The organism is Pseudomonas sp. BF-R-19, from assembly GCF_019956445.1.
GTDB lineage: Bacteria > Pseudomonadota > Gammaproteobacteria > Pseudomonadales > Pseudomonadaceae > Aquipseudomonas > Aquipseudomonas fluorescens_BH.
Window position 1 is genome coordinate 1 of record NZ_JAHBDN010000067.1, and the last position, 25060, is coordinate 25060.

Here is a 25060-nt window from a genome sequence, read left to right on the forward strand (position 1 = left end):
GACAAAGACCCACCCTGCACCGCCGAACGCATGGCTGAAATCGAGAAACGCCTTGCGTTCGTCATTCATCGACAGGGTCGTACTCAAATCCGCCGCGCCGCTTTCCAGATGGGCCAGCATCTGATCGGTGGAAAAAGACTGTTCGTAAACGAACTGCAACCCTGTCATGTCACTGATGCGTTTGAGCAGGTCACTGTTCAAGCCCGTCCATTGGCCATATTCATCCTTGAACAGGTACAACGGGTATTCCAGTGCCGTAACCACGACCCGTGGATGGCTGGCCATCCACTGCAACTCCTGGTCATCCAGCACGACCATTGAACGTGCGACAGACTTCCCACGCTCCTGAATCGATGCAGGGCTCGCCCCTCCCCATTGGGCAACACCCAGGATGCCGAGCAAAAACAGCCAACGCACAACCGACTTGAACACACTTGTAAACAGCATTCCCACGTCCTTGGTGATCCACTCGCCTGTCCTTTCGCGGCGATAACACGACAAGTGTGCATGCAGAAATGAAAAAGCCCGTCAGGAGACGGGCTTCAAAATGTAACAGCGCTGACCGGTTACAGCGGCTTGCCGCGGTTGCCATGCTGACTGACAAAGGCCTGCACGGCCTTCAGGTCATTTGGCAACACGGTGCAACGTTCGTCTCGTTCAAACAAATCAGAAAGATGCACAGGCAGTTCGAGAGCTTTTCCTACACCGGCTTTTTCCACGGCGTCCGGGAATTTAACCGGGTGGGCGGTGCCCAGGATCACCATTGGGATGTCCAGGCTACGTCGGCATTCCCGCGCCGCTTTCACGCCAATGGCCGTGTGTGGATCCAGCACTTCGCCAGTCTGCTCGTAGACTTCGGCGATGGTTTCGCAGGTTTGCGCGTCATCCACGGCCAGCGAGTCGAACAACTTGCGGGCTTCGGTCCAGCGCTCTTGCTCGACGCTGAAACCACCGCCCTGCTTGAACGAATCCATCAGCCCGGCGATGGCCGCGCCGTTGCGACCATGCAGGTCGAACAGCAGGCGTTCGAAGTTCGACGACACCATGATGTCCATGGACGGCGACAGCGTGGCGTGCAGGGTGTCCTTGACGTACTGGTTACCACTCATGAAGCGGTGCAGGATGTCGTTGCGGTTGGTGGCGACGATCAACTGATTGATCGGCAGGCCCATGTTGCGCGCCAGGTAACCGGCGAAGATGTCGCCGAAGTTGCCGGTCGGCACCGAGAACGACACCGAACGCGCTGGGCCGCCCAGTTGCAGGGCTGCGTGGAAGTAGTAAACGATCTGGGCCATGATCCGCGCCCAGTTGATCGAGTTCACGGCGACCAGGCGAGTGCCCTTGAGGAAGCCCTGGTCGGCGAAGCTCGCCTTGACCATTTCCTGGCAGTCATCGAAGTTGCCTTCGATGGCGATGTTGTGGATGTTCTCACCGAAGATGGTGGTCATCTGCCGACGCTGCACTTCGGACACACGGTTGTGCGGGTGCAGGATGAAGATGTCGACGTTTTCGCAGTGCTTGCAGCCTTCGATGGCAGCCGAACCGGTGTCACCGGAGGTGGCACCGACGATCACCACGCGCTCGCCGCGCTTTTCCAGCACGTAGTCGAGCAAACGACCCAGCAGTTGCAGGGCGAAGTCCTTGAACGCCAGGGTCGGGCCGTGGAACAGCTCCAGCACCCATTCGTTGCCGTTCAGCTGACGCAGCGGCGCAACGGCGCTGTGGGCGAACACGCCGTAGGTTTCTTCAAGAATCTTTTTGAAATCGGCGTCCGGAATGCTGCCGGTGACGAACGGGCGCATGACGCGGAAAGCCAGCTCGTGATACGGCAGGCCGGCCCACGAAGCGATTTCTTCCTGGGTGAAACGTGGCAGGTTTTCCGGGACGTACAGACCGCCGTCGGTGGCAAGGCCTGCCAGCAGGACGTCTTCGAAATTCAGGGCCGGTGCCTGGCCGCGGGTACTGATGTAGCGCATAGGGGCAAACCTTCGGTTTGGGCTTCAAGCTTCAAGCTTCAAGCTGCAAGTTCAAAGCACCGGGGCTTTTAGCTTGCAGCTTGCAGCTGACGGCTTGCAGCTACTTCTCAATTAGTTAAGGTGCTCGACGCGGATCCGTACAACCGGACCGACCACACCCGCCAAGGCTTCCAAAGCAGCGATGGCATCGTTGATGTGCTGTTCCAGCACGCGGTGGGTCAGCAGGATCATCGGCACCAGACCGTCGTGCTCCTCGGCTTCCTTCTGCATGATCGACTCGATGTTGATGCCGCGCTCCGAGAGGATGCTCGCGACCTGAGCCAATACGCCCGGATGGTCCTTGGCCTGAATGCGCAGGTAGTAGGCGCTTTCGCAGGCTTCGATCGGCAGGATCGGGTGAGCCGACAGCGAATCCGGCTGGAACGCCAGGTGCGGCACGCGGTTTTCCGGGTCGGAAGTCATGGCGCGGACCACGTCCACCAAATCGGCGATCACCGACGAAGCGGTCGGCTCCATGCCGGCGCCAGCGCCGTAGAACAGGGTCGAACCGGCAGCATCGCCGTTGACCATCACCGCGTTCATCACGCCGTTGACGTTGGCGATCAGGCGATCGGCCGGGATCAGCGTCGGGTGCACGCGCAGTTCGATACCGGCCGCGGTGCTGCGCGCCACGCCCAGGTGCTTGATGCGGTAGCCCAGCGCTTCGGCGTAGTTGACGTCGGCGGTGGTCAGCTTGGTGATGCCTTCGGTGTAGGCCTTGTCGAACTGCAACGGAATACCGAACGCGATGGACGCCAGGATCGTCAGCTTGTGAGCGGCGTCGATACCCTCGACGTCGAAGGTCGGATCGGCTTCGGCGTAACCCAGGGCCTGGGCTTCGGCCAATACGTCTTCGAAGGTGCGACCCTTCTCACGCATTTCCGTGAGGATGAAGTTGCCGGTGCCGTTGATGATGCCGGCTACCCAGTTGATGCGGTTGGCGGACAGGCCTTCGCGGATCGCCTTGATCACCGGGATGCCACCGGCCACCGCCGCTTCGAACGCAACGATCACGCCCTTCTCGCGGGCCTTGGCGAAAATTTCATTACCGTGAACGGCGATAAGCGCCTTGTTCGCGGTGACCACATGCTTGCCATTCTCGATGGCCTTGAGTACCAGCTCGCGGGCAACGGTGTAGCCGCCCATCAGCTCTATAACGATGTCGATCTCAGGGTTCGTGGCCACTTCGAAGACATCGTTGGTAATCGCAATACCGGTCGTTTGGAACTGAGGCTTTGGCGTGCGCATGGCAATTTGTGCCACTTCGATCCCACGCCCGGCACGACGAGCAATTTCCTCGGCGTTACGCTGAAGTACGTTGAAGGTACCGCCACCGACGGTTCCTAACCCACAGATGCCTACTTTGACCGGTTTCACTGTGAACTCCCCATAAAACGGCCGACTCGAGGCCGGCCGTGAAAACAACCGCATACTCGCGGTTCTCTATTGATGGCCCGGCGAATGTCGCTACCGGACCATGATCGTCAAGGCTTGCCGTGACGATGCGAATTTACTTCGCGCCCAGCGCCAGTTTGGCGACTTGTGGCGCAGGCTGGTAGCCCGGAATGACCTGACCGTCGGCCAAAACGATAGCCGGTGTGCCATTCACGCCGATCGACTGGCCGAGTGCGAACTGTTTGGAAACCGGGTTATCGCACTTGGCGGCCTTGATTTCCTTGCCGTCGACCATTTTGTCCATGGCCGCTTTCTTGTCCTTCGAGCACCACACCGCTTGCAGTTGCTCGTCACCCGGCGAGCCCAGGCCCTGGCGCGGGAACGCGACGTAACGCACTTCGATGCCGCGCTTGTTCAGCTCGGGCACTTCGGCGTGCAGCTTGTGGCAGTACGGGCAAGTGGTGTCGGTGAACACGGTGATGTGCGACTTGGTTTCGCCAATGGCCGGGTAGACAACGGTTTCGGCAACCGGGATGGCGTTGATCAGCTTGGAGATGCCCAGGCGCTCGGTCTTCTCGGTCAGGTTGACCGGCTTGCCGTCCTTGAGATCGAACAGGTAACCCTGAACCACGTACTGGCCGTCGGCGCTGGCGTACAGCACACGGCTGCCTTTTAGTTTGACTTCGTACAGGCCTGGCAACGGGCTGGCGGTGATGGTCTCTACCGGCACTTCGAGCTGGAGGTTTTCCAGGCTTTTACGAATGGCTTTGTCGGCCGCGTCATCGGCGACGGCAAAGGTGCTGACCAACGCAATGGCTGCGGCGGCGAAAATCTGGGTCAGACGCATGAGAACTCCTGAAGGCGAACATATGGGACGATCAGAACGCCCGTGCCGAAACACCGGGTCATAACCGCCCATCGTGCAAACCGGCCCAGCCTATCACATTAGGTCCACATGGCCGAATGCACCTGATGCAAGACACTTGTGGCGACACAATCCCTTGTGGGAGCGAGCTTGCTCGCGAAAGCGTCGTGTCAGGCGACATCAATGTTGTATGTGCCGGCCTCTTCGCGGGCAAGCCCGCTCCAACAGAAAAGCGGATCTCGGGAAGTTCACCCGCGTGGATGATGCCTGGCATGCAGATCCTGCAAACGTGCCCGGGCAACATGGGTATAAATCTGCGTCGTCGACAAATCGCTGTGCCCCAGCAGCATCTGCACCACCCGCAGGTCTGCACCGTGGTTGAGCAGGTGCGTGGCGAAGGCATGGCGCAAGGTGTGTGGCGACAGCGACTTGCCGATCCCGGCCACCCTGGCCTGATGCTTGATCCGGTGCCAGAAGGTCTGGCGGGTCATCTGCTCGCCACGCTGACTGGGGAACAACACATCGCTGGGACGTCCGCCAAGCAGTTCGCTGCGGGCATCACGCATGTAGCGTTCGACCCAGACAATCGCCTCCTCGCCCATCGGCACCAGCCGCTCCTTGCTGCCCTTGCCCATCACTCGCAACACGCCTTGACGCAAATTGACTTGCTCAAGGGTGAGGCTGATCAGCTCGGTCACCCGCAAGCCGCAGGCATAAAGCACCTCAAGCATGGCCCGGTCGCGCTGGCCGATGGCCTCGCTCAAATCAGGCGCCTTCAGCAAGGCTTCCACATCGGCCTCAGACAATGACTTTGGCAGCGGCCTGCCGAGTTGCGGCATATCAACGCGCAATGTCGGATCGACCGAGATCATCTTTTCCCGCAGCAGGTAACGATAAAAGCCACGCACACCCGAGAGAAATCGCGCAGTGGAACGTGGCTTGTAGTTTTGCTCCAGGCGCCAGGCCAGGTGGTCGAGTATCAACCCGCGACCGGCATTGACCAGCTCCAGTTCTTTGTCCTGCAGCCAGCCGTTGAACAGCGCCAGGTCACTGCGATAGGCATCGCGGGTGTTATCGGAAAGGCCTTTCTCCAGCCACAAGGCATCGAGGAATTGGTCTATCAGCGGGTGATCGATGGCAGGCATGGGCACTCGAATCACGCAGCCTTGGGACTGCGCACAAAATTAAAATTGGACATGGAAACGGCCGCTAGTCTTTCATAGGCCGCGATTTCAAGGAACAGGGAGCAGCAATGAGCGAGCAGCAGATTTTATTGGCATTTGGCGGAATCGGTGCGGCGGCACTGCTCTGCCAATGGCTGGCCTGGCGCTTGAAACTGCCAGCGATCCTTTTCCTGCTGCTGACCGGCATCCTGGCCGGCCCCGTGCTGCACTTGCTCGACCCGCAGGAGATGTTCGGGCCACTGCTGATGCCGCTGGTGTCCCTGGCGGTGGCGCTGATCCTGTTCGAAGGCAGCCTGACCCTGCATCTGTCCGAGTGGCGCGAAATCGGCAGCGTCGTTCATCGCCTGGTCACGATTGGCGCCCTCTCCACTTGGGTGGTCATTGCTGTCGCCACTCACTGGCTGCTGGATTTCGACTGGATGCTGGCCATCCTGTTCGGCAGCCTGACCCTGGTGACCGGGCCGACCGTGATCGTACCAATGCTGCGCGTCGTGCGCCCGAAAGCGTCGATTGCCAACATCCTGCGCTGGGAAGGCATTGCCATCGACCCCATCGGTGCCCTGCTGGCGGTGGTCGTCTATAGCTTCATCATCGCCAGCGCCGAAGGTGACGGCCTCGAGGAAAGCCTGCTGACCTTCGGTGGCGTGATTTTGTGCGGCAGCCTGTTCGGTGTTTTTGGTGGTTGGTTGCTCGGTACCCTGATTCGCCGCCAGTGGCTGCCGGAATACCTGCACAACCTGGCAGCGCTCGCGGCAGTCCTGGGTATTTTCATTGCCTCCAACGAAGTCACCAACGAATCCGGGTTGCTGGCCGTGACTTTGATGGGCATGTGGCTGGCAAACATGAAAGGCGTGGACGTGCGGCACATCCTGCACTTCAAGGAGAACCTCAGCGTGCTGCTGATCTCCGGCCTGTTCATTCTGCTGGCGGCACGACTGGACCTGAACGCCATGATCGGCCTCGGGCCTCTGGTGCTGATTTTGCTGCTGGTGATTCAGTTCATCGCCCGCCCTTTGAATGTGCTGCTGAGCACGGCGGGCTCCAGCCTGGGTTGGCGCGAGCGAGCGCTGCTGGCATGGATTGCCCCAAGGGGCATCGTGGCAGCGGCGGTGTCGGCAATCTTCGCCATTCGCCTGCATGAGGCCGGTCACCAGGGAGCGTTGCTGCTGGTGCCGCTCACCTTTGCGGTGATCATCGGCACGGTGGTGTTGCAAAGCGCGACGGCACGACCGCTGGCTCGCCTGCTGAAAGTAGCGGAACCGGCACCGAGCGGCTTCCTGATCATCGGCGCCAACGGACCTGCACGCACGTTGGGCAAGGCCCTGCAACAACTGGGCAGCCGGGTGCTGCTGACGGATTCGAGCTGGGAAAACATCAGTGCCGCGCGGATGGAAGGCTTGTCGACCTATTTTGGCAACCCGGCGTCGCAACATGCCGATGCGCATCTGGACCTGGTCGGCCTCGGGCATTTGCTGGCGTTGTCACCCTCCGGCGAGATGAACACCCTGGCGCTGATGCGCTTTCGTCATGAGCTGGGCCATCAACGCATGTTCGGTCTGGCCAGCGGCCAGGAAAGCCGCCGCACCGACAAGCATCGCACCAGCCTGGAACATCGCGGCAATCAACTGGGCAGCGAAGCACTGACCTACGCCAAACTAGCCAGCCAGCTGAGTCAGGGTGCCGAGTTGTACAGCACAACGTTGACGGATGGTTTCAATTGGGACGACTACCGCGCACTGCATGGCGAGCGTGCGACCTTGTTGTTCGTGCGCGACGACAGTGGTTGGGTGCATGTAGTGACGCCGGAAAGCACGATCAAGCCCGCGGCGGGGTGGATGTTGTTGGCGTTGATTCAGCCGGAGACTGTTGCCGCCGGCTAAATCCCATCGCGAGCAAGCTCGCTCCCACAGGAAATCTCCTTTGACCACAGATTTTCGGCTCGCCAGAGAGCTTGTGTGGGAGCGAGCCTGCTCGCGAAGGGCATAACCAGGTCTTGTGTCGCGGGATAAATTACAGGCAACAAAAAAGCAGCCCGCAGGCTGCTTTTTTTGCATCGGAAGCTGGACTTAAGCCAGTTTTTCCTTGATGCGAGCTGCTTTACCCGACAGGTCACGCAGGTAGTACAGCTTGGCTTTACGTACGTCACCGCGACGCTTGACAGCCATGCTGTCGATTTGCGGGGAGTAGGTCTGGAAAGTACGCTCTACGCCAACACCGTTGGAGATTTTACGAACGGTGAATGCACTGTTTACGCCGCGGTTACGCTTGGCGATAACAACACCTTCGAACGCTTGCAGACGCGAACGGTCGCCTTCCTTCACTTTCACCTGAACGACAATGGTGTCGCCCGGGGCAAAGGTAGGGATCTCTTTGGTCATCTGCTCTGCTTCGAGTGCAAGGATGATTTTGTTAGTCATGCTGTGCTCCTAAGGTAAATCGTCGGATCTACCATCGATACGTTGTTAACTATCGTCCCGCTCGCGGATGTATTCCTCGAGCAGCTTCTTCTCTTCTCCAGAAAGCGAGCGGCTTTCCAGAAGATCGGCGCGTCGTTCAAAGGTCCGACCAAGGGACTGCTGTAAACGCCAACGCCGGATGTGCGCGTGATTGCCACTTAGCAATACGTCGGGAACACGCTGATCCGCATACACCTCCGGTCGGGTGTAGTGCGGGCAATCCAGCAAACCATCCGTAAAGGAATCTTCCTCGGCGGAGTCCGCATGCCCTAAAGCTCCAGGCAGCAGTCGTGTAACCGCATCGATCAGGACCATCGCCGGCAGCTCGCCGCCAGACAGTACATAGTCGCCAATCGACCACTCTTCATCGACATGAGCATCAATAAAACGCTCGTCAATGCCTTCATAGCGGCCGGCAATCAGGATCAATGCATCCAGATTCGCCAACTCGCGTACCGCCGACTGAGTCAGTTGACGGCCTTGGGGGGACAGGTAAATTACCTTCGCCGCCTCCCCGGCTGCTGCCTTGGCCTGAACCAGAGCATCTTCCAGGGGCTTGATCTTCATCACCATGCCCGGACCACCGCCAAACGGGCGATCGTCCACAGTGTGATGTCGATCCGTCGTGTAGTCTCGCGGATTCCAACAGGTGAGCTGCAAGAGCCCCTGTTTCACCGCCCGACTGGTGATGCCGTACTCGCTGATGGCGGAAAACATCTCGGGAAACAGACTGATCACTTCTACGCGCAAGTTAGCCACGCTTAGAAGTCCGCGTCCCAATCCACCTTCATCTCGCCCGCGGCCAGGTCGATGGCCAACACGCATTGCTCCGTATAGGGCAACAGGCGTTCGCGATCATCCAGGCTGCCAGCGCAAGGCTTGACCACCATGACATCGTTCGAGCCAGTCTCCAGCAGGTGATCGATCTTCCCGAACAGTTGTCCGAGGGTGTCGATGACCTTGAGACCTTCCAGCTGGTACCAGTAGTACTCGCCGTCGGTGAGTTCAGGGAACAGGTTGCGCGGCACGCAGATCTCATAACCGGCCAGAAGACGAGCTTCTTCGCGATCATCGAGACCCTTGAGCTTTGCGACCAGGAACTTGTCGTTCCCGCGTCCGCTGACCAGCTCTACCTGCTTTACATTACCGTCACGCTTGAGCGTCCAGGTTTTGTAGTCCAGCAGGTTTTTAATCGGATCAGTAAAGGAGTACACCTTCACTTCGCCGCGAACGCCGTGAACAGAATAAATCTTGCCGATAACGATCAAATCATCAGCAATGGCAGGCGTCGCGTTCATATTGCTCAGGCCGCAGCCTTAGCAGTTTCCTTCAACAACTGAGCAACGCGCTCAGAAGGTTGTGCACCAACGCTCAGCCAGTAGGCTACGCGCTCTTGGTTCACGGACAGACGAACTTCCTGACCACGGGCAACAGGGTTGAAGTAGCCAACCTGTTCCTTGTGCGAACCGTCGCGCGGGTTGCGGCTGTCGGTTACGGTCAAGTGGTAAAACGGGCGCTTTTTGGAGCCGCCAAGGGCAAGACGGATTGTTAGCATGTGAACATCGTTCCTGTAGTCGGTGCTGCAAATCTAAAGGCACAGCGGGCATGGGTGCCCGAAAGGCCGCATATTCTAAGGAATATCCGGACTTTTGCAAATGACTTTTTCCGGCGGCCTATCGGCCGCCATGCAGATTTGCTATAGAGCCGTCGTTGAAAACGGCCGGTCAGCTCCCGCCAAGTGCGGGTTTGCTGTGTATCCCACGTCCGTGTGGGGCAGCGCCGACCTGATGGCCGGCGCGGATTCTTTACATCTTTGGCATGCCGCCGCCGGGCAACATTCCGCCCATGCCGCGCATCATCTTGGCCATTCCGCCTTTCGCGGAGAACTTCTTCATCATCTTCTGCATCTGCTTGTGCTGCTTGATCAAGCGGCCGATGTCCTGCACCTGGGTGCCGGAACCCATGGCGATCCGGCGCTTGCGCGAACCGCTGATCATCTCAGGGTCGCGGCGCTCGGCCGGGGTCATGGAGTTGATGATGGCTTCCATCTGCTTGAATTGCTTCTCTGCCGCGCCCTGGGCGTTGCCCATCTGCGCCAGGTTCACGCCACCCATGTTCGGCAGCTTGTCCATGAGCCCGCCGAGGCCGCCCATGTTCTTCATCTGTTGCAGCTGATCGCGGAAGTCTTCGAGGTCGAAGCCCCTGCCCTTCTTCAGCTTTTTGGCCAGCTTGTCGGCCTTGTCCTTGTCGAGGGTCGCTTCCGCCTGCTCGATCAGGCTGAGCACGTCGCCCATGCCGAGGATGCGCGAGGCGATACGCTCAGGGTGGAACGGATCGAGCGCTTCGCTCTTCTCGCCCATACCGATGAACTTGATCGGCTTGCCGGTGATGGCGCGCACCGATAGGGCGGCACCGCCACGGGCGTCGCCGTCGACCTTGGTCAGGATCACACCGGTCAGCGGCAATGCATCGCCAAAGGCCTTGGCCGTGTTGGCGGCGTCCTGGCCGGTCATGGCGTCGACCACGAACAGGGTTTCGACCGGGTTGATCGCGGCATGCAGGGCCTTGATCTCGCCCATCATCTCTTCATCGATGTGCAGGCGACCGGCGGTATCGACGATGACCACGTCGATGAATTTGAGTTTCGCTTCCTTAATAGCCGCTTGCGCGATCTCGACCGGCTTCTGGCTCAGGTCGGACGGGAAGAAGGTAACGCCGACTTCACCGGCGAGCATTTCCAGCTGCTTGATCGCCGCTGGACGATAAACGTCGGCGGACACGACCATGACCGACTTCTTCTTGCGCTCTTTGAGGAAGCGCGCGAGCTTGCCGGCGGTGGTGGTTTTACCAGCGCCCTGCAAACCGGCCATCAGGATGACCGCTGGCGGCACGGCGCTCAGGTTCAAATCTTCGTTGGCCGCGCCCATCAGGCTTTCGAGTTCGGCCTGGACGATCTTCACGAAGGCCTGGCCCGGCGTCAGGCTGCGCGACACCTCGGTGCCTACGGCGCGTTCCTTGACCGAATTGACGAAGTCCTTGACCACCGGCAGGGCGACGTCGGCTTCGAGCAACGCCATGCGCACTTCACGCAGGGTGTCTTTGATGTTGTCTTCAGTCAGCTTGGCCTTGCCGGTGACATGGCGCAGCGTCTGCGAGAGACGGTCGGTTAAGTTTTCAAACATTGCGCGATCCTTTCAGGCCCTGTGTAGACCGGGATAATGGCGGCCCGGACCGGACTAAACGTGTGCTCGGCGAGCCTGCGGCGTGGGCAGGTCGCGGATTATAGCGAAGACTGTGGCCGGCGGACACCTCGCTGTCGGGTTGCGCGGTCTTTCGTGCGGCGGGGATTCTATGCCAAACTCAGCGACTTTCGGGCTTGCCTAACAGGATTTATGCTCCCCTTGTCACCCAGCTTGCTAACTACCCTCGCCGCCGCCTGCTTGTATGCCGCTGCGACCATTTACCAGGGCACTCGCCTGGCGTCCGGCGCCAAGGTCAACAAACGCCTGCTGGTCATGCTCGGCGTGCTCGCCGTATTGGCCCACAGCGTCAGCCTGCTCACCCACCTGCTGACCCCGACCGGCCTGGCCCTGGACTTTTTCAGTGCCGCCAGCCTGATTGCCGTGGCGGTCATCGCACTGACCCTGCTGGCCTGCTCGCGGATTCCCGTAGAGAACCTGCTGGTCCTGCTGCTCCCCCTTGGGGCCCTGACCGTGATGCTGGCGCATTTTGCCCCCGCCGGCACGGTACAGGTCATCGATGAGGAGCCGGGCATCCTCGCCCACATCCTGCTTTCGATCCTGGCCTACGGCATGTTCACCATCGCGGTGTTCCAGTCCTTGCTGCTGCTGATTCAAGACCACCAGCTCAAGCACAAGCACCCATCCGGGCTGATCAAGAACTTCCCGCCGCTGCAAACCATGGAAAGCCTGCTGTTCGGTTTCCTCTGGGCCGGCTGGACGCTGTTGTCGCTGTCGCTGATTTCCGGCTGGCTGTTCGTCGAGAACCTGTTCGCCCAGCATCTGGTGCACAAAACCCTGCTGGCCTGCCTGGCCTGGATCGTTTTCAGTGTGCTGCTGTGGGGGCGCAATCGCCTCGGCTGGCGCGGGCACAAAGCCATTCGCTGGACCCTGGCCGGTTTTTGCCTGTTGATGCTGGCGTATTTCGGCAGCAAGCTGGTTCGTGAATACATCCTGCATATCTGACGGGCGGCATTAATGGACGACTTGCCCATAGGGCCGATGCTCGCGGTAGTGACCCTGCTGGTTTTATGGTCGGGGCTGTTTACCGCCATCGAAGCGGCGCACCAGCATTTGCTGGCCCAGCGCACCGCAACGCGTTCCAGCGACAAACCGGTGGCGAAACTCAGCTTTCCCCTGGCCAGCCTGATTTTTTGCAACACTCTGTGCCGTGCACTGGTGGTAGTCATCAGTACCTTGCTGGCCATTTTCACTTGGGCCGAGAACGGCCCGTGGGTCGCCTGCCTCGGGGCGGGTGCCATTTTGCTGGTGTTTTCCGACTACTTGCCACGCACCCTCGCCGCTCGCTATCCGGATGCGATCCTGGCCCAGGGCAACAACCTGCTGCGGGTGCCGCTGAAAATCATCTATCCCGCGGCATGGCTGCTCAATAGCATCAGTCAGTTGCTGACGCGACCATTCGCCCGTAAAGCCAAAGTGGTGCAACAGAGTGAGGACGAAGCGCTGACGGAGCGGCATGTGCACTCCGAAACCGCAAACCGCCCTCACCCGCTGCCAGGCATCCACGCGCTGGACAACATCACCGTCAATGACATCCTGGTACCGCGCAGCGACGTGGACGGCATCAATCTCGATGACTCCATCGAAGAAATCATCGAACAATTGCGCCACAACAGACGTACTCGCCTGCCGGTGTTCCACAGTGATATCAACCAGGTCGAAGCCGTCCTCAACACCCGGCATATCCTTCACTTGCTGCCCGATGCCAGCCTGACCAGGGAAGCGTTGCTGGCGGCCAGCCACGAGCCGTACTTCGTGCCGGAAAGTACGCCGTTGCAGCTGCAACTGCTCAACTTCCACAAGCAGCAGCGGCGCTTGGGCATGGTGGTCGACGAATACGGCGAAGTGTTGGGCATCGTCACCCTGGAAGACATTCTCGAAGAAATCGTCGGCGAGTTCGAAAGCCAGCAGAGCCTGGACAATCCGCACATTCACCCGCAAGCCGACGGACGCCTGGTGATCGACGGTGCCGCGTCCATTCGCGAGCTGAACAAGAGCCTCGGCTGGCACCTGCCCAGCGACGGCCCGAAAACCCTGAACGGCCTGGTCACCGAGGCCCTGGAAACCATTCCCGAAAGCGCGGTGTGCCTGAAGATCGGCCGGTATCGCCTGGAAATTCTCGAGACCGAGGACAACCGGGTCACGCGGGTGCTGATCTGGCAGACCAGCTCGATGCCTGTTGTTATCTAACTATCGGACAAGTCTTTTGTGGCCACTCAAGCCACTTGTTCGATCGTTAGCCACCTTCCTATAATCGAAACGCTTACCCAAGCCTCGCCGGCCCCGTGCTTACCCCGCACTTCGCAGCTTCCGGCCCGTCCACCCGCAAAGCCCGCAACAAACCGACGACTGTTCCGACCTTGAACAGCGACCGTGCTTCCACCCACATCCCTGGGTTCTCGACCATAATAATTCGCTCCACTGGAGCACATGACTGTCAGGGATAACCGCATGACGACCAGCACGACTTACAGCGACTCCACACCTGCGCAACCGACGAACTCCGCCACCCGCGTGGCCACCGCGAGCTTCATCGGTACTGCCATCGAGTTCTACGACTTCTACGTCTATGCCACTGCCGCCGCACTGGTGATCGGTCCGGTGTTCTTTCCGCAGACATCCGGCACCGCCCAGATGCTTTCGGCGTTTCTCACGTTCGGCATCGCCTTCCTTGCGCGCCCCTTGGGTTCGGCCCTTTTCGGTCACTTCGGCGACCGTATCGGCCGCAAGTCGACCCTGGTCGCCTCGCTGCTGCTGATGGGCGTGTGCACCACGCTGATCGGCGTGCTGCCGGGATACGACAGCATTGGCGCCTGGGCACCGATCCTGCTTTGCGTCCTGCGCTTCGGCCAAGGCCTTGGGTTAGGCGGTGAATGGGGTGGCGCGGCATTGCTGGCCACGGAGAACGCGCCGAAAGGCAAGCGCGCGTGGTTCGGCATGTTCCCGCAACTGGGTCCATCCATCGGCTTTCTGGCGGCCAACGGCCTGTTCCTGACCCTGGCCTTAGTGCTGGACGACGAACAATTCCGCTCATGGGGCTGGCGTATTCCGTTCCTGCTCAGCGCCGCACTGGTGATGGTCGGCCTGTACGTTCGCCTCAAGCTGCATGAGACCCCGGTATTCGCCAACGCCATGGCGCGCCAGGAACGAGTGAAGATCCCGCTGTTCGAGCTGTTCGGCCAATACTGGGTGCCTGTATTGCTGGGCGCCGGTGCGATGGTCGTGTGCTACGCGCTGTTTTACATCTCCACCGTGTTTTCCCTGAGTTACGGCGTGGCAACGCTCGGCTACAGCCGCGAAACCTTCCTCGGCCTGTTGTGCTTCGCGGTGCTGTTCATGGCTGCCGCCACCCCGCTATCGGCCTGGGCCAGCGACCGTTACGGGCGCAAACCGGTGCTGATCATCGGCGGTGTGCTGGCGATCCTGTCCGGCTTTCTCATGGAGCCGCTGTTGACCCAAGGCTCGACCTGGGCTGTGGCGCTGTTCCTGTGCATCGAACTGTTTCTGATGGGCGTGACTTTTGCGCCGATGGGTGCGCTGCTGCCGGAGCTGTTCCCCACCCACGTGCGCTACACCGGCGCCTCGGCGGCCTACAACCTGGGCGGTATCGTCGGCGCTTCCGCGGCGCCGTTCTTCGCCCAGAAACTGGTGGCGATGGGAGGGTTGAGTTACGTCGGCGGTTATGTGTCCGGGGCGGCGGTGCTGAGTTTGATTGCGGTACTGTGCCTGAAGGAAACGCGGCATAACGATTTGAATCGCATCGACTGAAAGACCGCCATCGCGGGCAAGCCACGCTCCCACAGGGTTAGTGTCGTACTACCTTTGTGTGATCGACACCGATACTGTGGGAGCGTGGCTTGCCCGCGATGGCGTCATTGCAGACAAAACACCCCCTGAAAAACCACAACTTTCCCCCACCCATTGTCACCTCGCTCTACGCGCATCGGCTCATCCCCGCTATACTTCCCGGCTTTTCCTGAATAAATGCCAATAGGGTCCCGCCGCGCATGGATAAGACCTACCAGCCGCACGCCATTGAAACTTCCTGGTACAACACCTGGGAGTCAGAGAATTACTTCGCCCCGCAAGGCGCGGGCGAGTCCTACACCATCATGATCCCGCCGCCGAACGTCACCGGCAGCCTGCACATGGGTCACGGCTTCAACAACGCGATCATGGATGCCCTGATCCGTTTCCGCCGCATGCAGGGTCGCAACACCCTGTGGCAGCCGGGCACCGACCACGCCGGTATCGCCACGCAGATGCTGGTAGAGCGTCAGCTCGAAGCCAAGGGCCAGAGCCGCCATGACCTGGGCCGCGAGAAATTCCTCGAGAAAGTCTGGGAGTGGAAAGATGAGTCCGGCGGCAACATCAGCCGTCAGATCCGTCGCCTCGGTTCGTCCGTAGATTGGAGCCGCGAGCGCTTCACCATGGACGACGGCCTCTCGGAAGCCGTTAAAGAAGCTTTCGTACGCCTGCACGAAGACGGCCTGATCTACCGCGGCAAGCGCCTGGTCAACTGGGACACCAAGCTGCACACGGCGATTTCCGACCTCGAAGTGGAAAACCACGACGAGAAAGGTTTCCTGTGGAACCTGAAATACCCGCTGGCCGACGGCGCCAAGACCGCTGAAGGCAAGGATTTCCTGATCGTCGCGACCACTCGCCCGGAAACCATGCTCGGCGACTCCGCCGTGGCCGTTAACCCGAACGATGAACGCTACAAAGCCCTGATCGGCAAATTTGTCGAGCTGCCACTGGTTGGCCGCCGCATCCCGATCATCGCCGACGATTACTGCGACCCTGAATTCGGCACCGGCTGCGTGAAAATCACCCCGGCCCACGACTTCAACGACTATGAAGTCGGCAAGCGCCACAACCTGCCGCTGCTGAACATCTTCGACAAGAACGCCGCCGTTCTTCCAGCGTGCCAGGTGTTCAACCTCGACGGCACACTGAACGAAACCATCGACGGCAAGATCCCGGCCGAATACGCCGGTCTCGACCGTTTCGAAGCGCGCAAGCAGATCGTGGCCGCGTTCGACGCTATCGGCCTGCTGGTCAGCGTTGACGATCACGCCCTGAAAGTGCCGAAAGGCGATCGCTCCGGAACCGTCATCGAGCCTTGGCTGACCGACCAGTGGTACGTGTCCACCAAGCCTTTGGCCGAGCCTGCGATTGCCGCCGTTGAAGACGGCCGTATCCAGTTCGTGCCGAAACAGTACGAAAACATGTACTTCTCGTGGATGCGCGACATCCAGGACTGGTGCATCAGCCGCCAGCTGTGGTGGGGCCACCGGATTCCGGCCTGGTACGACGAGTCGGGCAAGGTCTACGTCGGTCGCGACGAAGCCGAAGTGCGTGCCAAGCACAACCTCGGGCCGGACGTTGCGCTGCAACAGGACAACGACGTACTCGACACCTGGTTCAGCTCGGGTCTGTGGACGTTCTCCACCCTCGGCTGGCCGGAAAAAACCGAGTTCCTGAAGAAATTCCACTCCACCGACGTCCTGGTGACTGGCTTCGACATCATTTTCTTCTGGGTTGCCCGGATGATCATGCTCACCATGCATTTGGTGAAAAACGAAGACGGCACGCCGCAGGTTCCGTTCAAGACTGTGTACGTTCACGGCCTGGTGCGTGACGGCCAGGGCCAGAAGATGTCCAAGTCCAAGGGCAACGTCCTGGACCCGCTGGACATCATCGACGGCATCGAGCTCGAAGCCCTGGTGCAGAAACGCACCTCCGGCATGATGCAGCCGAAACTGGCGAAGAAGATCGAGAAGCAGACCCGCGACGAGTTCGCCGAAGGCATCGCCAGCTACGGCACCGACGCCCTGCGCTTTACCTTCTGCTCGCTGGCGTCCACCGGTCGTGACATCAAGTTCGACATGGGCCGCGTCGAAGGCTATCGCAACTTCTGCAACAAGATCTGGAACGCGGCGCGCTACGTGCTGGACAAGGGCGAAGACTGCGGCCAGAACGGCGAAGCCTTTGAGCTGTCCCTGGCCGATCGCTGGATCATTTCGCAGCTGCAACGCACCGAAGCCGAAGTGACCCGCCAGCTTGACCAGTTCCGTTTCGACCTGGCCGCACAAGCTTTGTACGAGTTCATCTGGAACCAGTATTGCGACTGGTACCTGGAACTGTCCAAGCCTGTGCTGTGGGACGAAAACGCACCGGTCGAACGCCAGCGCGGCACCCGTCGTACCTTGGTGCGCGTACTGGAAGTCGCCCTGCGCCTGGCGCACCCGTTCATGCCGTTCATCACCGAAGAAATCTGGCAGCGCATCGCGCCGCTGGCTGGCATCGAAGGCAAGACGATCATGCTGCAACCTTGGCCGGTGGCCAACGAAACACGCATCGATCAGGCCGCCGAAGATGACATCGAATGGCTCAAGGGCCTGATGCTCGGCACCCGTAACATCCGTGGCGAAATGAACATCGGTCCGGGCAAACCGCTGCCGCTGTTCCTGAAGAACGTCAGCGCCGAGGATCAGCGTCGCCTGACCGAGAACGAAGCCCTGCTGAAGAAACTGGCGCGCCTCGAATCGATCACCGTGCTGGCTGCTGGCGAAGAAGCACCGCTGTCCGCCACCGCACTGGTCGGCGAGATGGAAGTGCTGGTGCCAATGGCCGGCCTGATCGACAAAGGTGCGGAACTGGCGCGTCTGGACAAGGAAATCCAGCGTCTGCAAGGTGAAGTGCAACGAGTCGGCGGCAAGCTGTCCAACGCCGGTTTCGTTGACAAGGCGCCAGCCGAAGTCATCGAGAAAGAACGTGCCAAACTGGCCGAGGCCGAACAGGCCCTGGGCAAGCTGGCCGAGCAGCATGCGCGGATTGCCAGCCTGTAAGGGTAAATCGCTATGAAAAAGGGAGGCCCAAGTGGCCTCCCTTTTTTATGCCTGTCACTTCCCGACTAACCAACGAAGATCCCTGTGGGAGCGGGCTTGCCCGCGATGAGGCCATCACATCCAACATATGTGTTGTCTGACACACCGCCATCGCGAGCAAGCTCGCTCCCACAGGGTTATTTGCTGATTGCTACAGTTGGGCTCACATCGGCCGGATGTGGGACAATGCCCGCCACTTTTAGCCATACCCGAATCGACCACCGCCATGACCGCCCCCCGCTCCCCCAAGCCTGCGCGCAAAAAGCCTGCCCCGAAGACCCCGGCCACGGCCGTCGCCCCGAAGGAAAAGGCCAGCCTGCATCCGCGCAATCGCCATCAGGGTCGCTACGACTTTCCGACGCTGATCAAAAGCGCCCCGGAACTGAAGAAGTTCGTGATCATCAATCCGTACGGCAAAGAAAGCATCGACTTCGCCAGCCCGGAAGCCGTGCGGGTGTTCAACCGGGCGCTGCTCAAGTCGTTCTATGGCATCGCTCACTGGGACATTCCGGCGGACTACCTGTGCCCACCGGTGCCAGGCCGTGCCGATTACGTGCACTTTCTCGCCGACCTGCTGGCCAGCGGCAATGACGGTGTGATCCCCCGTGGCGCCGCCGTGAAGGTGCTGGACATCGGCATGGGCGCCAACTGCGTATATCCGCTGATCGGTTACAGCGACTATCGCTGGCAGTTCCTCGGTTCCGATATCGATGCGACCGCCATCGCCGCGGCGAAGGCCATCATTCAATCCAATGGCCTGAACAAAGCGATCCAGGTACGCCATCAGAGCAACCCCAAGCAGATCCTCACAGGTCTGCTGGAGAGCGCAGAGCGGTTCGACCTGACCATGTGCAACCCGCCATTCCACGCCTCGCTGGACGAGGCCACACGGGGCAGCACGCGCAAATGGCGCGCCCTGGGCAAAGCCGATCCGAAACGCAAGCTGCCGGTGTTGAACTTTGGCGGCCAGTCGGCCGAGTTGTGGTGCGAAGGCGGTGAAATACGCTTCGTGACCCAATTGGTCAGCGAAAGCGTGCAGGTCGCTCAGCAGGTACTGTGGTTCAGTACATTGGTGTCAAAGGCGTCGAACCTGCCGGCGATCCAAACCGCCCTGAAAAAGGCCGGCGCCCTGGAAAGCCAGGTAGTGGAAATGTCCCAAGGGCAGAAGCAGAGCCGCTTCGTCGCCTGGACCTTCCAGACCAAAGCGCAGCAACAGTCCTGGCGTCAGGCACGATGGTCGAAGGCTATAGCTGAGTAAAATGTCAAACGCACAAAAAGCCGTGCCCGGATGACTCCTGGACACGGCTTTTTAACCAGCCTCAGCGGTTAACAGTGACGCTCAGACCTGTAACACAAACTGATTGACAACTTTCAATATAATTTCAACAACAGGAAAGTTCATGCATCTTCGTTTCAGCGTTTTACTGCACGAACAATCTCTTTGAACTCACAGGCACGCGCCTCTTTACTATCGCAGTAATACCGAGTCAGCCACTCTGACCATGGCCCTTCGGTATCAATACTTACCATAGTTCCCTCTCGTTTGTACCTCATATCCAGATCCCCCCCCATTTTGCAGCATGTAACCACAACGCAGGATTTCACCGACGACAGTGCTACCTTCAGCCTCTTTGCGAGGTGCGAATATCGACACTTCGAATTCACCTACCGGCCCACGCCCGGTTTGCGAAACACCGTACCATTCCCCCTCTCCACTTGCTGTCGGGGCTTTATAGGAACCTGGTGCAAACTCCTTGATGTCAGATGGGCTTGGGCAGTACTCGGTAACATTTGCCAAAGCCTGGCCGGACACTAGTAACGATACGCACATCAACAACTGTTTAAGTTTCATAAAAACGTCCCTGTAACCAACAACTGAAATTTGGTTTTGGCTTTTTACGCAAAGCCAAGCGCTACGCCTTATTGATACTACTGACCCAAGGAGCACACTCAACTATCAGTTCTGTAGGAACGTTCGTTTTATATAGAGAGAAAAGTGCAATTCAGCGCAAACGACTATTCCTGTCAGATACGCAGGTAACAATTGCTTTCAAACAAATGGATTATTCCAACAATTCACCTTGCGTAAATCGTTACAACGCCCACAAAAAAACCGTGCCCGGATCGCTCCGGTGCACGGTTTTTTTTAACAAGTCTTACTTGTTAACAGCGTCGGTCAGGCCTTTGGCCACAACCAGCTTGATCACTTTCTTGGCAGCGATTTCGATGGCAGCGCCAGTCGAAGGGTTACGGCCAGTACGGGCAGGGCGCTCAGTCACTTTCAGTTTGCCGATACCTGGCAGAGTGATTTCGCCGCCGTTTTCCAGCTGATCGGCAACGATTTGGCCCAGTTGGTCCAGAGCGTTACGCGCGGTGGTTTTCGGCGCGTCGATAGCTTCAGCGATGTCGGCGATCAGTTGGTCTTTAGTAAGAGCCATTTAGTGTTCCTTCCCTATCAAATTCATATGGATTGCAGAGTGCAATGTCAGCTATCGAGCCCGATCTTTTGGATCCGGCACCCTCGGCCAAATAACCTCGGGATCGGGGTTATAGATACCGAAATCAGGGTTTGGTTCGACCTGACAAATGCTGACTGCACGCTTAACGCAGTGACTTCGCGCAAGACCGGGCAAAGCTAGCACACAGACGTGGAAATATCCGCCTCTAGCTACCCATTTGGTCAGCTTTATTGCGCTAAAACATGAAAAAAACGCATAAGCGCCGCCGGTCGCCCGCCAATTGCCCTTCGCACCGCGCCAAAACCAGTGGTTGCGGTACACTGGGCGCTTTTTCGGGGGAGCACGCCCTCCTCTCTTCATTCAACCGAGAAGCCCATGCCGATCCGTCATTGCATCGTCCACCTGATCGACAAAAAACCCGACGGCACACCTGCAGTTCTCCACGCCCGTGACTCTGAACTGGCTGAGTCCGCGGCCATCGAGAACATGCTCGCCGACCTCAACGAAAGCTATAACGCCAAACAGGGTAAAGCCTGGGGCCTGTTCCATCCGGAATCCGGCGCGTTCCCGTTCAGCGGCTGGCTGAAGGAGTACCTCGAGGGTGGCCAGGATTTCACCGCGTTCAGCCGCGTGGCGGTCGAGCACCTGCAGAAACTGATGGAAGAATCGAACCTGTCGGTCGGCGGCCATGTGCTGTTCGCACACTATCAGCAAGGCATGACCGACTACCTGGCCATCGCCCTGCTGCACCACAGTGAAGGCGTGGCCGTGACCGACGAACTGGACGTGACCCCGTCCCGCCACCTCGACCTTGGCCAGTTGCACCTGGCCGCGCGGATCAACGTTTCCGAGTGGCAGAACAACAAACAATCCAAGCAGTACATTTCGTTCATCAAAGGCAAGAACGGCAAAAAAGTTTCGGAGTATTTCCGCGACTTCATTGGCTGTCAGGAAGGCGTCGACGGTCCGGGTGAAACCCGCACCCTGCTCAAAGCCTTCAGTGATTTCGTTGAAAGCGAAGACCTGCCGGAAGACGACGCCCGCGAGAAGACCAAGACCCTGGTGGATTACGCCAGCAGCCAGGCCAAGCTCGGTGAGCCGATGGGCCTGGAGGAGTTGTCGGGGCTGATCGACGAAGAACGCCCGAAAGCCTTCTACGATCACATCCGCAACAAGGATTACGGCCTCTCGCCGGAAATCCCGGCCGATAAACGCACCCTGAACCAGTTCCGCCGATTCACTGGCCGCGCCGAAGGCCTGTCGATCAGTTTCGAAGCACACCTGCTGGGCTCGAAGATCGAGTACGACGAAGAAGCCGGCACGTTGATCATCAAGGGCCTGCCCACTTCACTCACCGATCAGCTGAAGCGTCGCAACTGATGCTCGGCGGCGTACTGAAGAAATTCCTGCTGATCCTGCTGGTGGTCGTGGCCTATCAGAACTGGGGCAAGATCGAGCGGGTGTTCAATCCATCGCAAGTGGTGCCTGCGCAGACGCAGGCCAAGGCCAACGTCGTGCTCTACGCCACCGAATGGTGTGGTTACTGCAAGCTGACCCGGCGCTTCCTCGATCAGAAAGGCATTGCGTACAAGGAATTCGATATCGAGAAGGATGCTGCCGCGCGCGAGGACTATCAGGCGCTGGGCGGTGGCGGCATTCCAATTATCGATGTGAACGGGACGCTGATTCGCGGGTATGACCCGGATGCGATTCTGGCTGCGCTGAATTAACTGTGGGAGCGAGCTTGCTCGCGATGAGGCCAACACAGCCAACAATTTTGTTGAATGTCAGTCCGCCATCGCGAGCAAGCTCGCTCCCACAAGTTTTTTCAGCAGGCTTCGATGCGGAAGCCGAAACGCGGGAAGTGCACATGCACCACACCGCCACGCTCGTCCTCTCGCCGTACAATCAGCTCTTCGCGGCCGGCAAACAATAACTCCCCCGCCACCGGATCAACGCCATAGTCCGTGGCCGCGATCACTACCTGCTGCCCCGCCTTGAATCCATTGGGATCGACGAATTGCTCATCCGGCAATGCCGCTGGCGTGGACGCGCGCGCCACTGCCAGAGCCTCCTCGGAACTCATCTCGCTGGACGCACCATGACCGAAGCCCAATACCCGTGCATGCCATGCATTGACTGCCGGATAAGCTTCGACCAGCGGAGCCGTCACCGGTGTGGCCTTGAGGAACCAGAGGCAATGAGCCAAGGCGAAGTCGGCAATCGAAGGCTCACCGAACAGGAAATCCCCCTCTTCGCGCTGCAACTGCAACTCCAGGCGCGACATGATCGTTGGCCACTGATGCTTGGCCTGTTCGGTGGACAGTTTTGTCGCGCTACCTCCGCTGAACAAACCGGCACGGTCGGCCAGAAACGCATTGATCGCTTCCGGCGACAAATTGCCAAAGCGCACCGCTATCGATTCCGGCTGGAACACCAGGCTCACCGCATGCTGGAACACCACGGAGTCGGCCCAGGCTGCAAACGATGCGGTGATCATTTCCTGACCTTCCGGGAAGAACGCAGGCAGGGCTTTTTCCTGCTCCAGTCGCCGGGCAATCAATGCCGTGTCGCAATAAATATCTGCACCGACCTGCAACACCGGTGTCTTGCGGTAGCCACCGGTCAACGCCGTGAGATCCGGTTTTGGCATCACTGGCGAGATCTTCACCGAGCGCCAGGACAAACTCTTGAAGCCCAGCAGCAGACGGGCCTTCTCGGCAAAGGGGGACGTCGGGTAATGATGCAGAATCAACTCGGACATGCTCGGCTCCGCCGCAAGGATCAGGAGTCCGCAGCTTAGCGCGCAATCACCTGGCAGCCTACAGATCTGCCTGATGGGAACAGATCAGTCAGAGTGATGAGTCAGGGGCGGCACTCGCCACCAGGCATTCCTTGGCGCTCTTCTTGAGTTTTTTGATCAGCCGTTCCTGACGCAACGCATCGCTTTTGTCGCGACAGCGTTCGGTGTAGACCAGGGCCATGGCAGGGCTGGAAAGAAAGAATCGTGCGCCCTTGCCGCTTTGATGCTTGGCGAAGCGACGCACGGGATCATCGCTGATCCCACAATAGAGCGAACCGTTGGCCGCGCGAACGAGGTAGACGAACCAGGTTTTGCTCGCGGGTGTGTCGGCGTCGACAGGGCTTTCACTGAGGGTGGTCACGTAACGATCAGGACTTGAAGGAAAACAAGCCGCGATCTTATCAGCGACTGGCCTGGAATGCCTTCAAGCCCTTCAACGCCTGCGCGCGAACGGCGTTTTTCACCAGCGGCGTCCAGCCCAGCAGCAGGCCTTTGAAACCCAACGCCTGACGCGACCAGGTCCATAGATCGAAACTGTCGTGATGTTCGCAAATCTTGCCATCACGGAAGATGAAACGCGCCTGGATATCGTTGACCACGGTGTTGCCGGTCTGGCTGAACAGATAGGTCGCGACCCAATGGGCACTACCAGTGCGCTCGTCGGCGTGAACATGATCGAAAGTCAGGGAAAAGTCCTTGGCACGCGTGGTCAGCATGCGCCACATGTCACCGGCATCGCGACCACGAAGCTCGCCGAACGCAGGGTCACTGAACACCACATCATCGGTGTAGCAGGCAGCCATGGCTTCGGCATCCAGGCGCTGGAAAGCCTGGTAGAAACGGGTGATCAAGGCGCTATGGGCTTCACTCATTTGCGGGCTCCCCTGGATATGCACAATGGCTTCGAAAGATTGCCTGCACGATAGTCTGCAAATGCACCGAACACTATCGGCATTCATGACGGAAATAACGCGATGATTATTCACTTCATTTCAGTACGACATTCCGTTGTCCCGGGCGTAGGAAAAAAGATCAACGTCCGTGGAAATACCCAGCCGGTGCATGGCCATGTTCTTTTGTTTACTGATGGTCGACACGCTGCGTTTAAAATGAATGGCAATTTCACTGACGGTCATGCCACTGGCGAGCATTCGGACCACTTCGTGCTCCTTGGCCGACAGTGGCGATTCGTGCAACTGATTGCGGGTATTGGCCAGCAGCGTGCGCAGGGACTCGCTGAGGTAGCGACGCCCTTGCTGCACCGCATTGATTGCCAGGGGCAACTCCTTCGCCGATGCGGTTTTGGCGACGATGGCCATCGCCCCTTGAGCCAACGCAGCCCTTGCCGTCGCCACACTGGTAAACATCGTTACCAGAATGATCGGCAAGGCCGGGTAAAGGCGTTGAATCGTACTCAACATTTTCAAGCCATCGGCCTGCTGCCCTCCCGGCATGGAGAAGTCAGTGATCAGCAGGTCGCAAGACGTGCATGAAAGCAGATTCATCAGGCTGTCGGCACTGTCGGCCTCGCCGACGATCACGCATCGTCGGCTGGCGTTGATGAGTATGCGTAGTCCGACTCGAACGACGGAATGGTCGTCAGCAATTACGACTCGCATTGTGGGATACCTCCTGCTTGTGGCGCAAAGGCGCGGAAAATAGCGCCGTTCTTCACCCCTCCACAACGCCCCGAAAAAACCTCTAACGTCACATCCTCAATGTATTCAATG

24 protein-coding genes are annotated in these 25060 nt (G+C 59.1%); 8 read left to right on the plus strand and 16 right to left on the minus strand.

Features of this window, described 5'->3' with window-relative positions:
* The 5 genes from KGB28_RS19300 to xerD all read right to left on the minus strand — a co-directional run.
* Nucleotides 1–447 (minus strand): transporter substrate-binding domain-containing protein (locus KGB28_RS19300; RefSeq protein ID WP_223447163.1); only part of this gene is annotated, 447 nt, incomplete at its 3' end.
* Between the two features lie 119 nt (nt 448–566).
* Nucleotides 567–1976, minus strand: a complete 1410-nt coding sequence (gene thrC / locus KGB28_RS19305; RefSeq protein ID WP_223447165.1) for a threonine synthase — start codon at nt 1974–1976, stop codon at nt 567–569.
* Between the two features lie 111 nt (nt 1977–2087).
* Nucleotides 2088–3392 (minus strand): homoserine dehydrogenase, encoded by a 1305-nt coding sequence (locus KGB28_RS19310; RefSeq protein WP_007998527.1) that lies wholly within the window; start codon nt 3390–3392, stop codon nt 2088–2090.
* A gap of 133 nt (nt 3393–3525) precedes the next feature.
* Nucleotides 3526–4257, minus strand: coding sequence for a bifunctional protein-disulfide isomerase/oxidoreductase DsbC (dsbC, locus tag KGB28_RS19315; RefSeq protein WP_008053501.1), 732 nt, complete (start codon nt 4255–4257; stop codon nt 3526–3528).
* A 266-nt stretch (nt 4258–4523) separates the two neighbouring features.
* Nucleotides 4524–5420 (minus strand): site-specific tyrosine recombinase XerD, encoded by an 897-nt coding sequence (gene xerD, locus KGB28_RS19320; protein WP_223447167.1) that lies wholly within the window; start codon nt 5418–5420, stop codon nt 4524–4526.
* Nucleotides 5421–5527: 107 nt separating this feature from the next.
* Here xerD and KGB28_RS19325 point away from each other — a divergent pair, with 107 nt between their 5' ends.
* Entirely contained in the window at nt 5528–7339 is a 1812-nt protein-coding gene (locus tag KGB28_RS19325; protein WP_223447169.1) for a cation:proton antiporter, read from the plus strand.
* Nucleotides 7340–7525: 186 nt separating this feature from the next.
* On the opposite strand, the gene rplS is transcribed toward KGB28_RS19325, so the two are convergent.
* The 5 genes from rplS to ffh all read right to left on the minus strand — a co-directional run bounded on the left by rplS (nt 7526) and on the right by ffh (nt 11097).
* Nucleotides 7526–7876, minus strand: coding sequence for a 50S ribosomal protein L19 (rplS, locus tag KGB28_RS19330; RefSeq protein ID WP_003175895.1), 351 nt, complete (start codon nt 7874–7876; stop codon nt 7526–7528).
* A 45-nt stretch (nt 7877–7921) separates the two neighbouring features.
* Entirely contained in the window at nt 7922–8674 is a 753-nt protein-coding gene (gene trmD / locus KGB28_RS19335; RefSeq protein ID WP_007897583.1) for a tRNA (guanosine(37)-N1)-methyltransferase TrmD, read from the minus strand.
* A gap of 2 nt (nt 8675–8676) precedes the next feature.
* Entirely contained in the window at nt 8677–9213 is a 537-nt protein-coding gene (gene rimM / locus KGB28_RS19340; RefSeq protein ID WP_150754524.1) for a ribosome maturation factor RimM, read from the minus strand.
* A 5-nt stretch (nt 9214–9218) separates the two neighbouring features.
* A complete protein-coding gene (rpsP, locus tag KGB28_RS19345) occupies nt 9219–9470 on the minus strand; it encodes a 30S ribosomal protein S16 (RefSeq protein WP_108214983.1) in 252 nt (83 codons plus the stop codon).
* 250 nt (nt 9471–9720) lie between these two features.
* A complete protein-coding gene (gene ffh, locus KGB28_RS19350; RefSeq protein WP_223447171.1) occupies nt 9721–11097 on the minus strand; it encodes a signal recognition particle protein in 1377 nt (458 codons plus the stop codon).
* A 210-nt stretch (nt 11098–11307) separates the two neighbouring features.
* Between ffh and KGB28_RS19355 the strand changes: the two genes are divergently transcribed.
* The 5 genes from KGB28_RS19355 (at nt 11308) to rlmF (ending at nt 19326) form a co-directional block, all read left to right on the plus strand.
* Nucleotides 11308–12120 carry an inner membrane protein YpjD gene (locus KGB28_RS19355; protein ID WP_056726163.1) on the plus strand — a complete coding sequence of 271 codons (813 nt, stop codon included), beginning with the start codon at nt 11308–11310 and terminating at the stop codon, nt 12118–12120.
* A gap of 12 nt (nt 12121–12132) precedes the next feature.
* The gene (locus KGB28_RS19360) at nt 12133–13365 is read left to right on the plus strand and encodes a transporter associated domain-containing protein (RefSeq protein WP_223447173.1); all 1233 of its coding nucleotides are present in this window, start codon (nt 12133–12135) and stop codon (nt 13363–13365) included.
* Nucleotides 13366–13626: 261 nt separating this feature from the next.
* Nucleotides 13627–14943: an MFS transporter gene (locus KGB28_RS19365; protein WP_223447175.1), complete on the plus strand. Its 1317-nt coding sequence runs from the start codon at nt 13627–13629 to the stop codon at nt 14941–14943.
* 239 nt (nt 14944–15182) lie between these two features.
* Nucleotides 15183–18029, plus strand: coding sequence for a valine--tRNA ligase (locus KGB28_RS19370; RefSeq protein ID WP_223447177.1), 2847 nt, complete (start codon nt 15183–15185; stop codon nt 18027–18029).
* A gap of 265 nt (nt 18030–18294) precedes the next feature.
* Complete coding sequence (gene rlmF / locus KGB28_RS19375; RefSeq protein WP_223447179.1) at nt 18295–19326, plus strand: 23S rRNA (adenine(1618)-N(6))-methyltransferase RlmF; 1032 nt, start codon at nt 18295–18297, stop codon at nt 19324–19326.
* A gap of 258 nt (nt 19327–19584) precedes the next feature.
* On the opposite strand, the gene KGB28_RS19380 is transcribed toward rlmF, so the two are convergent.
* Nucleotides 19585–19920: a DUF3757 domain-containing protein gene (locus tag KGB28_RS19380; protein ID WP_223447181.1), complete on the minus strand. Its 336-nt coding sequence runs from the start codon at nt 19918–19920 to the stop codon at nt 19585–19587.
* Between the two features lie 304 nt (nt 19921–20224).
* Nucleotides 20225–20506, minus strand: a complete 282-nt coding sequence (locus KGB28_RS19385; protein WP_007905514.1) for an HU family DNA-binding protein — start codon at nt 20504–20506, stop codon at nt 20225–20227.
* Nucleotides 20507–20902: 396 nt separating this feature from the next.
* Here KGB28_RS19385 and yejK point away from each other — a divergent pair, with 396 nt between their 5' ends.
* Nucleotides 20903–21907: a nucleoid-associated protein YejK gene (yejK, locus tag KGB28_RS19390; RefSeq protein ID WP_008018580.1), complete on the plus strand. Its 1005-nt coding sequence runs from the start codon at nt 20903–20905 to the stop codon at nt 21905–21907.
* Complete coding sequence (locus KGB28_RS19395) at nt 21907–22257, plus strand: glutaredoxin family protein (protein ID WP_223447183.1); 351 nt, start codon at nt 21907–21909, stop codon at nt 22255–22257. The genes yejK and KGB28_RS19395 overlap by 1 nt, the downstream gene beginning before the upstream one ends.
* Before the next feature lie 98 nt (nt 22258–22355).
* On the opposite strand, the gene KGB28_RS19400 is transcribed toward KGB28_RS19395, so the two are convergent.
* From KGB28_RS19400 to KGB28_RS19415, 4 genes are all read right to left on the minus strand, one after another.
* The gene (locus tag KGB28_RS19400; protein ID WP_223447185.1) at nt 22356–23291 is read right to left on the minus strand and encodes a glutathione S-transferase family protein; all 936 of its coding nucleotides are present in this window, start codon (nt 23289–23291) and stop codon (nt 22356–22358) included.
* A gap of 88 nt (nt 23292–23379) precedes the next feature.
* Nucleotides 23380–23691 (minus strand): GIY-YIG nuclease family protein, encoded by a 312-nt coding sequence (locus KGB28_RS19405; protein ID WP_223447187.1) that lies wholly within the window; start codon nt 23689–23691, stop codon nt 23380–23382.
* Between the two features lie 40 nt (nt 23692–23731).
* Nucleotides 23732–24202 carry a nuclear transport factor 2 family protein gene (locus KGB28_RS19410; RefSeq protein ID WP_223447189.1) on the minus strand — a complete coding sequence of 157 codons (471 nt, stop codon included), beginning with the start codon at nt 24200–24202 and terminating at the stop codon, nt 23732–23734.
* A 120-nt stretch (nt 24203–24322) separates the two neighbouring features.
* The gene (locus tag KGB28_RS19415; RefSeq protein ID WP_223447190.1) at nt 24323–24949 is read right to left on the minus strand and encodes a response regulator transcription factor; all 627 of its coding nucleotides are present in this window, start codon (nt 24947–24949) and stop codon (nt 24323–24325) included.
* Nucleotides 24950–25060 lie beyond the last annotated feature (111 nt).

Coding starts and splice junctions, on each gene's coding strand:
- thrC (WP_223447165.1), bottom strand. CDS start 1,976: ATGCGCTACATCAGTACCCGCGGCCAGGCACCGGCCCTGAATTTCGAA.
- dsbC (WP_008053501.1), bottom strand. CDS start 4,257: ATGCGTCTGACCCAGATTTTCGCCGCCGCAGCCATTGCGTTGGTCAGC.
- xerD (WP_223447167.1), bottom strand. CDS start 5,420: ATGCCTGCCATCGATCACCCGCTGATAGACCAATTCCTCGATGCCTTG.
- KGB28_RS19325 (WP_223447169.1), top strand. CDS start 5,528: ATGAGCGAGCAGCAGATTTTATTGGCATTTGGCGGAATCGGTGCGGCG.
- rplS (WP_003175895.1), bottom strand. CDS start 7,876: ATGACTAACAAAATCATCCTTGCACTCGAAGCAGAGCAGATGACCAAA.
- rimM (WP_150754524.1), bottom strand. CDS start 9,213: ATGAACGCGACGCCTGCCATTGCTGATGATTTGATCGTTATCGGCAAG.
- rpsP (WP_108214983.1), bottom strand. CDS start 9,470: ATGCTAACAATCCGTCTTGCCCTTGGCGGCTCCAAAAAGCGCCCGTTT.
- ffh (WP_223447171.1), bottom strand. CDS start 11,097: ATGTTTGAAAACTTAACCGACCGTCTCTCGCAGACGCTGCGCCATGTC.
- KGB28_RS19355 (WP_056726163.1), top strand. CDS start 11,308: ATGCTCCCCTTGTCACCCAGCTTGCTAACTACCCTCGCCGCCGCCTGC.
- KGB28_RS19360 (WP_223447173.1), top strand. CDS start 12,133: ATGGACGACTTGCCCATAGGGCCGATGCTCGCGGTAGTGACCCTGCTG.
- KGB28_RS19365 (WP_223447175.1), top strand. CDS start 13,627: ATGACGACCAGCACGACTTACAGCGACTCCACACCTGCGCAACCGACG.
- KGB28_RS19370 (WP_223447177.1), top strand. CDS start 15,183: ATGGATAAGACCTACCAGCCGCACGCCATTGAAACTTCCTGGTACAAC.
- rlmF (WP_223447179.1), top strand. CDS start 18,295: ATGACCGCCCCCCGCTCCCCCAAGCCTGCGCGCAAAAAGCCTGCCCCG.
- KGB28_RS19380 (WP_223447181.1), bottom strand. CDS start 19,920: ATGAAACTTAAACAGTTGTTGATGTGCGTATCGTTACTAGTGTCCGGC.
- KGB28_RS19385 (WP_007905514.1), bottom strand. CDS start 20,506: ATGGCTCTTACTAAAGACCAACTGATCGCCGACATCGCTGAAGCTATC.
- yejK (WP_008018580.1), top strand. CDS start 20,903: ATGCCGATCCGTCATTGCATCGTCCACCTGATCGACAAAAAACCCGAC.
- KGB28_RS19395 (WP_223447183.1), top strand. CDS start 21,907: ATGCTCGGCGGCGTACTGAAGAAATTCCTGCTGATCCTGCTGGTGGTC.
- KGB28_RS19400 (WP_223447185.1), bottom strand. CDS start 23,291: ATGTCCGAGTTGATTCTGCATCATTACCCGACGTCCCCCTTTGCCGAG.
- KGB28_RS19410 (WP_223447189.1), bottom strand. CDS start 24,202: ATGAGTGAAGCCCATAGCGCCTTGATCACCCGTTTCTACCAGGCTTTC.
- KGB28_RS19415 (WP_223447190.1), bottom strand. CDS start 24,949: ATGCGAGTCGTAATTGCTGACGACCATTCCGTCGTTCGAGTCGGACTA.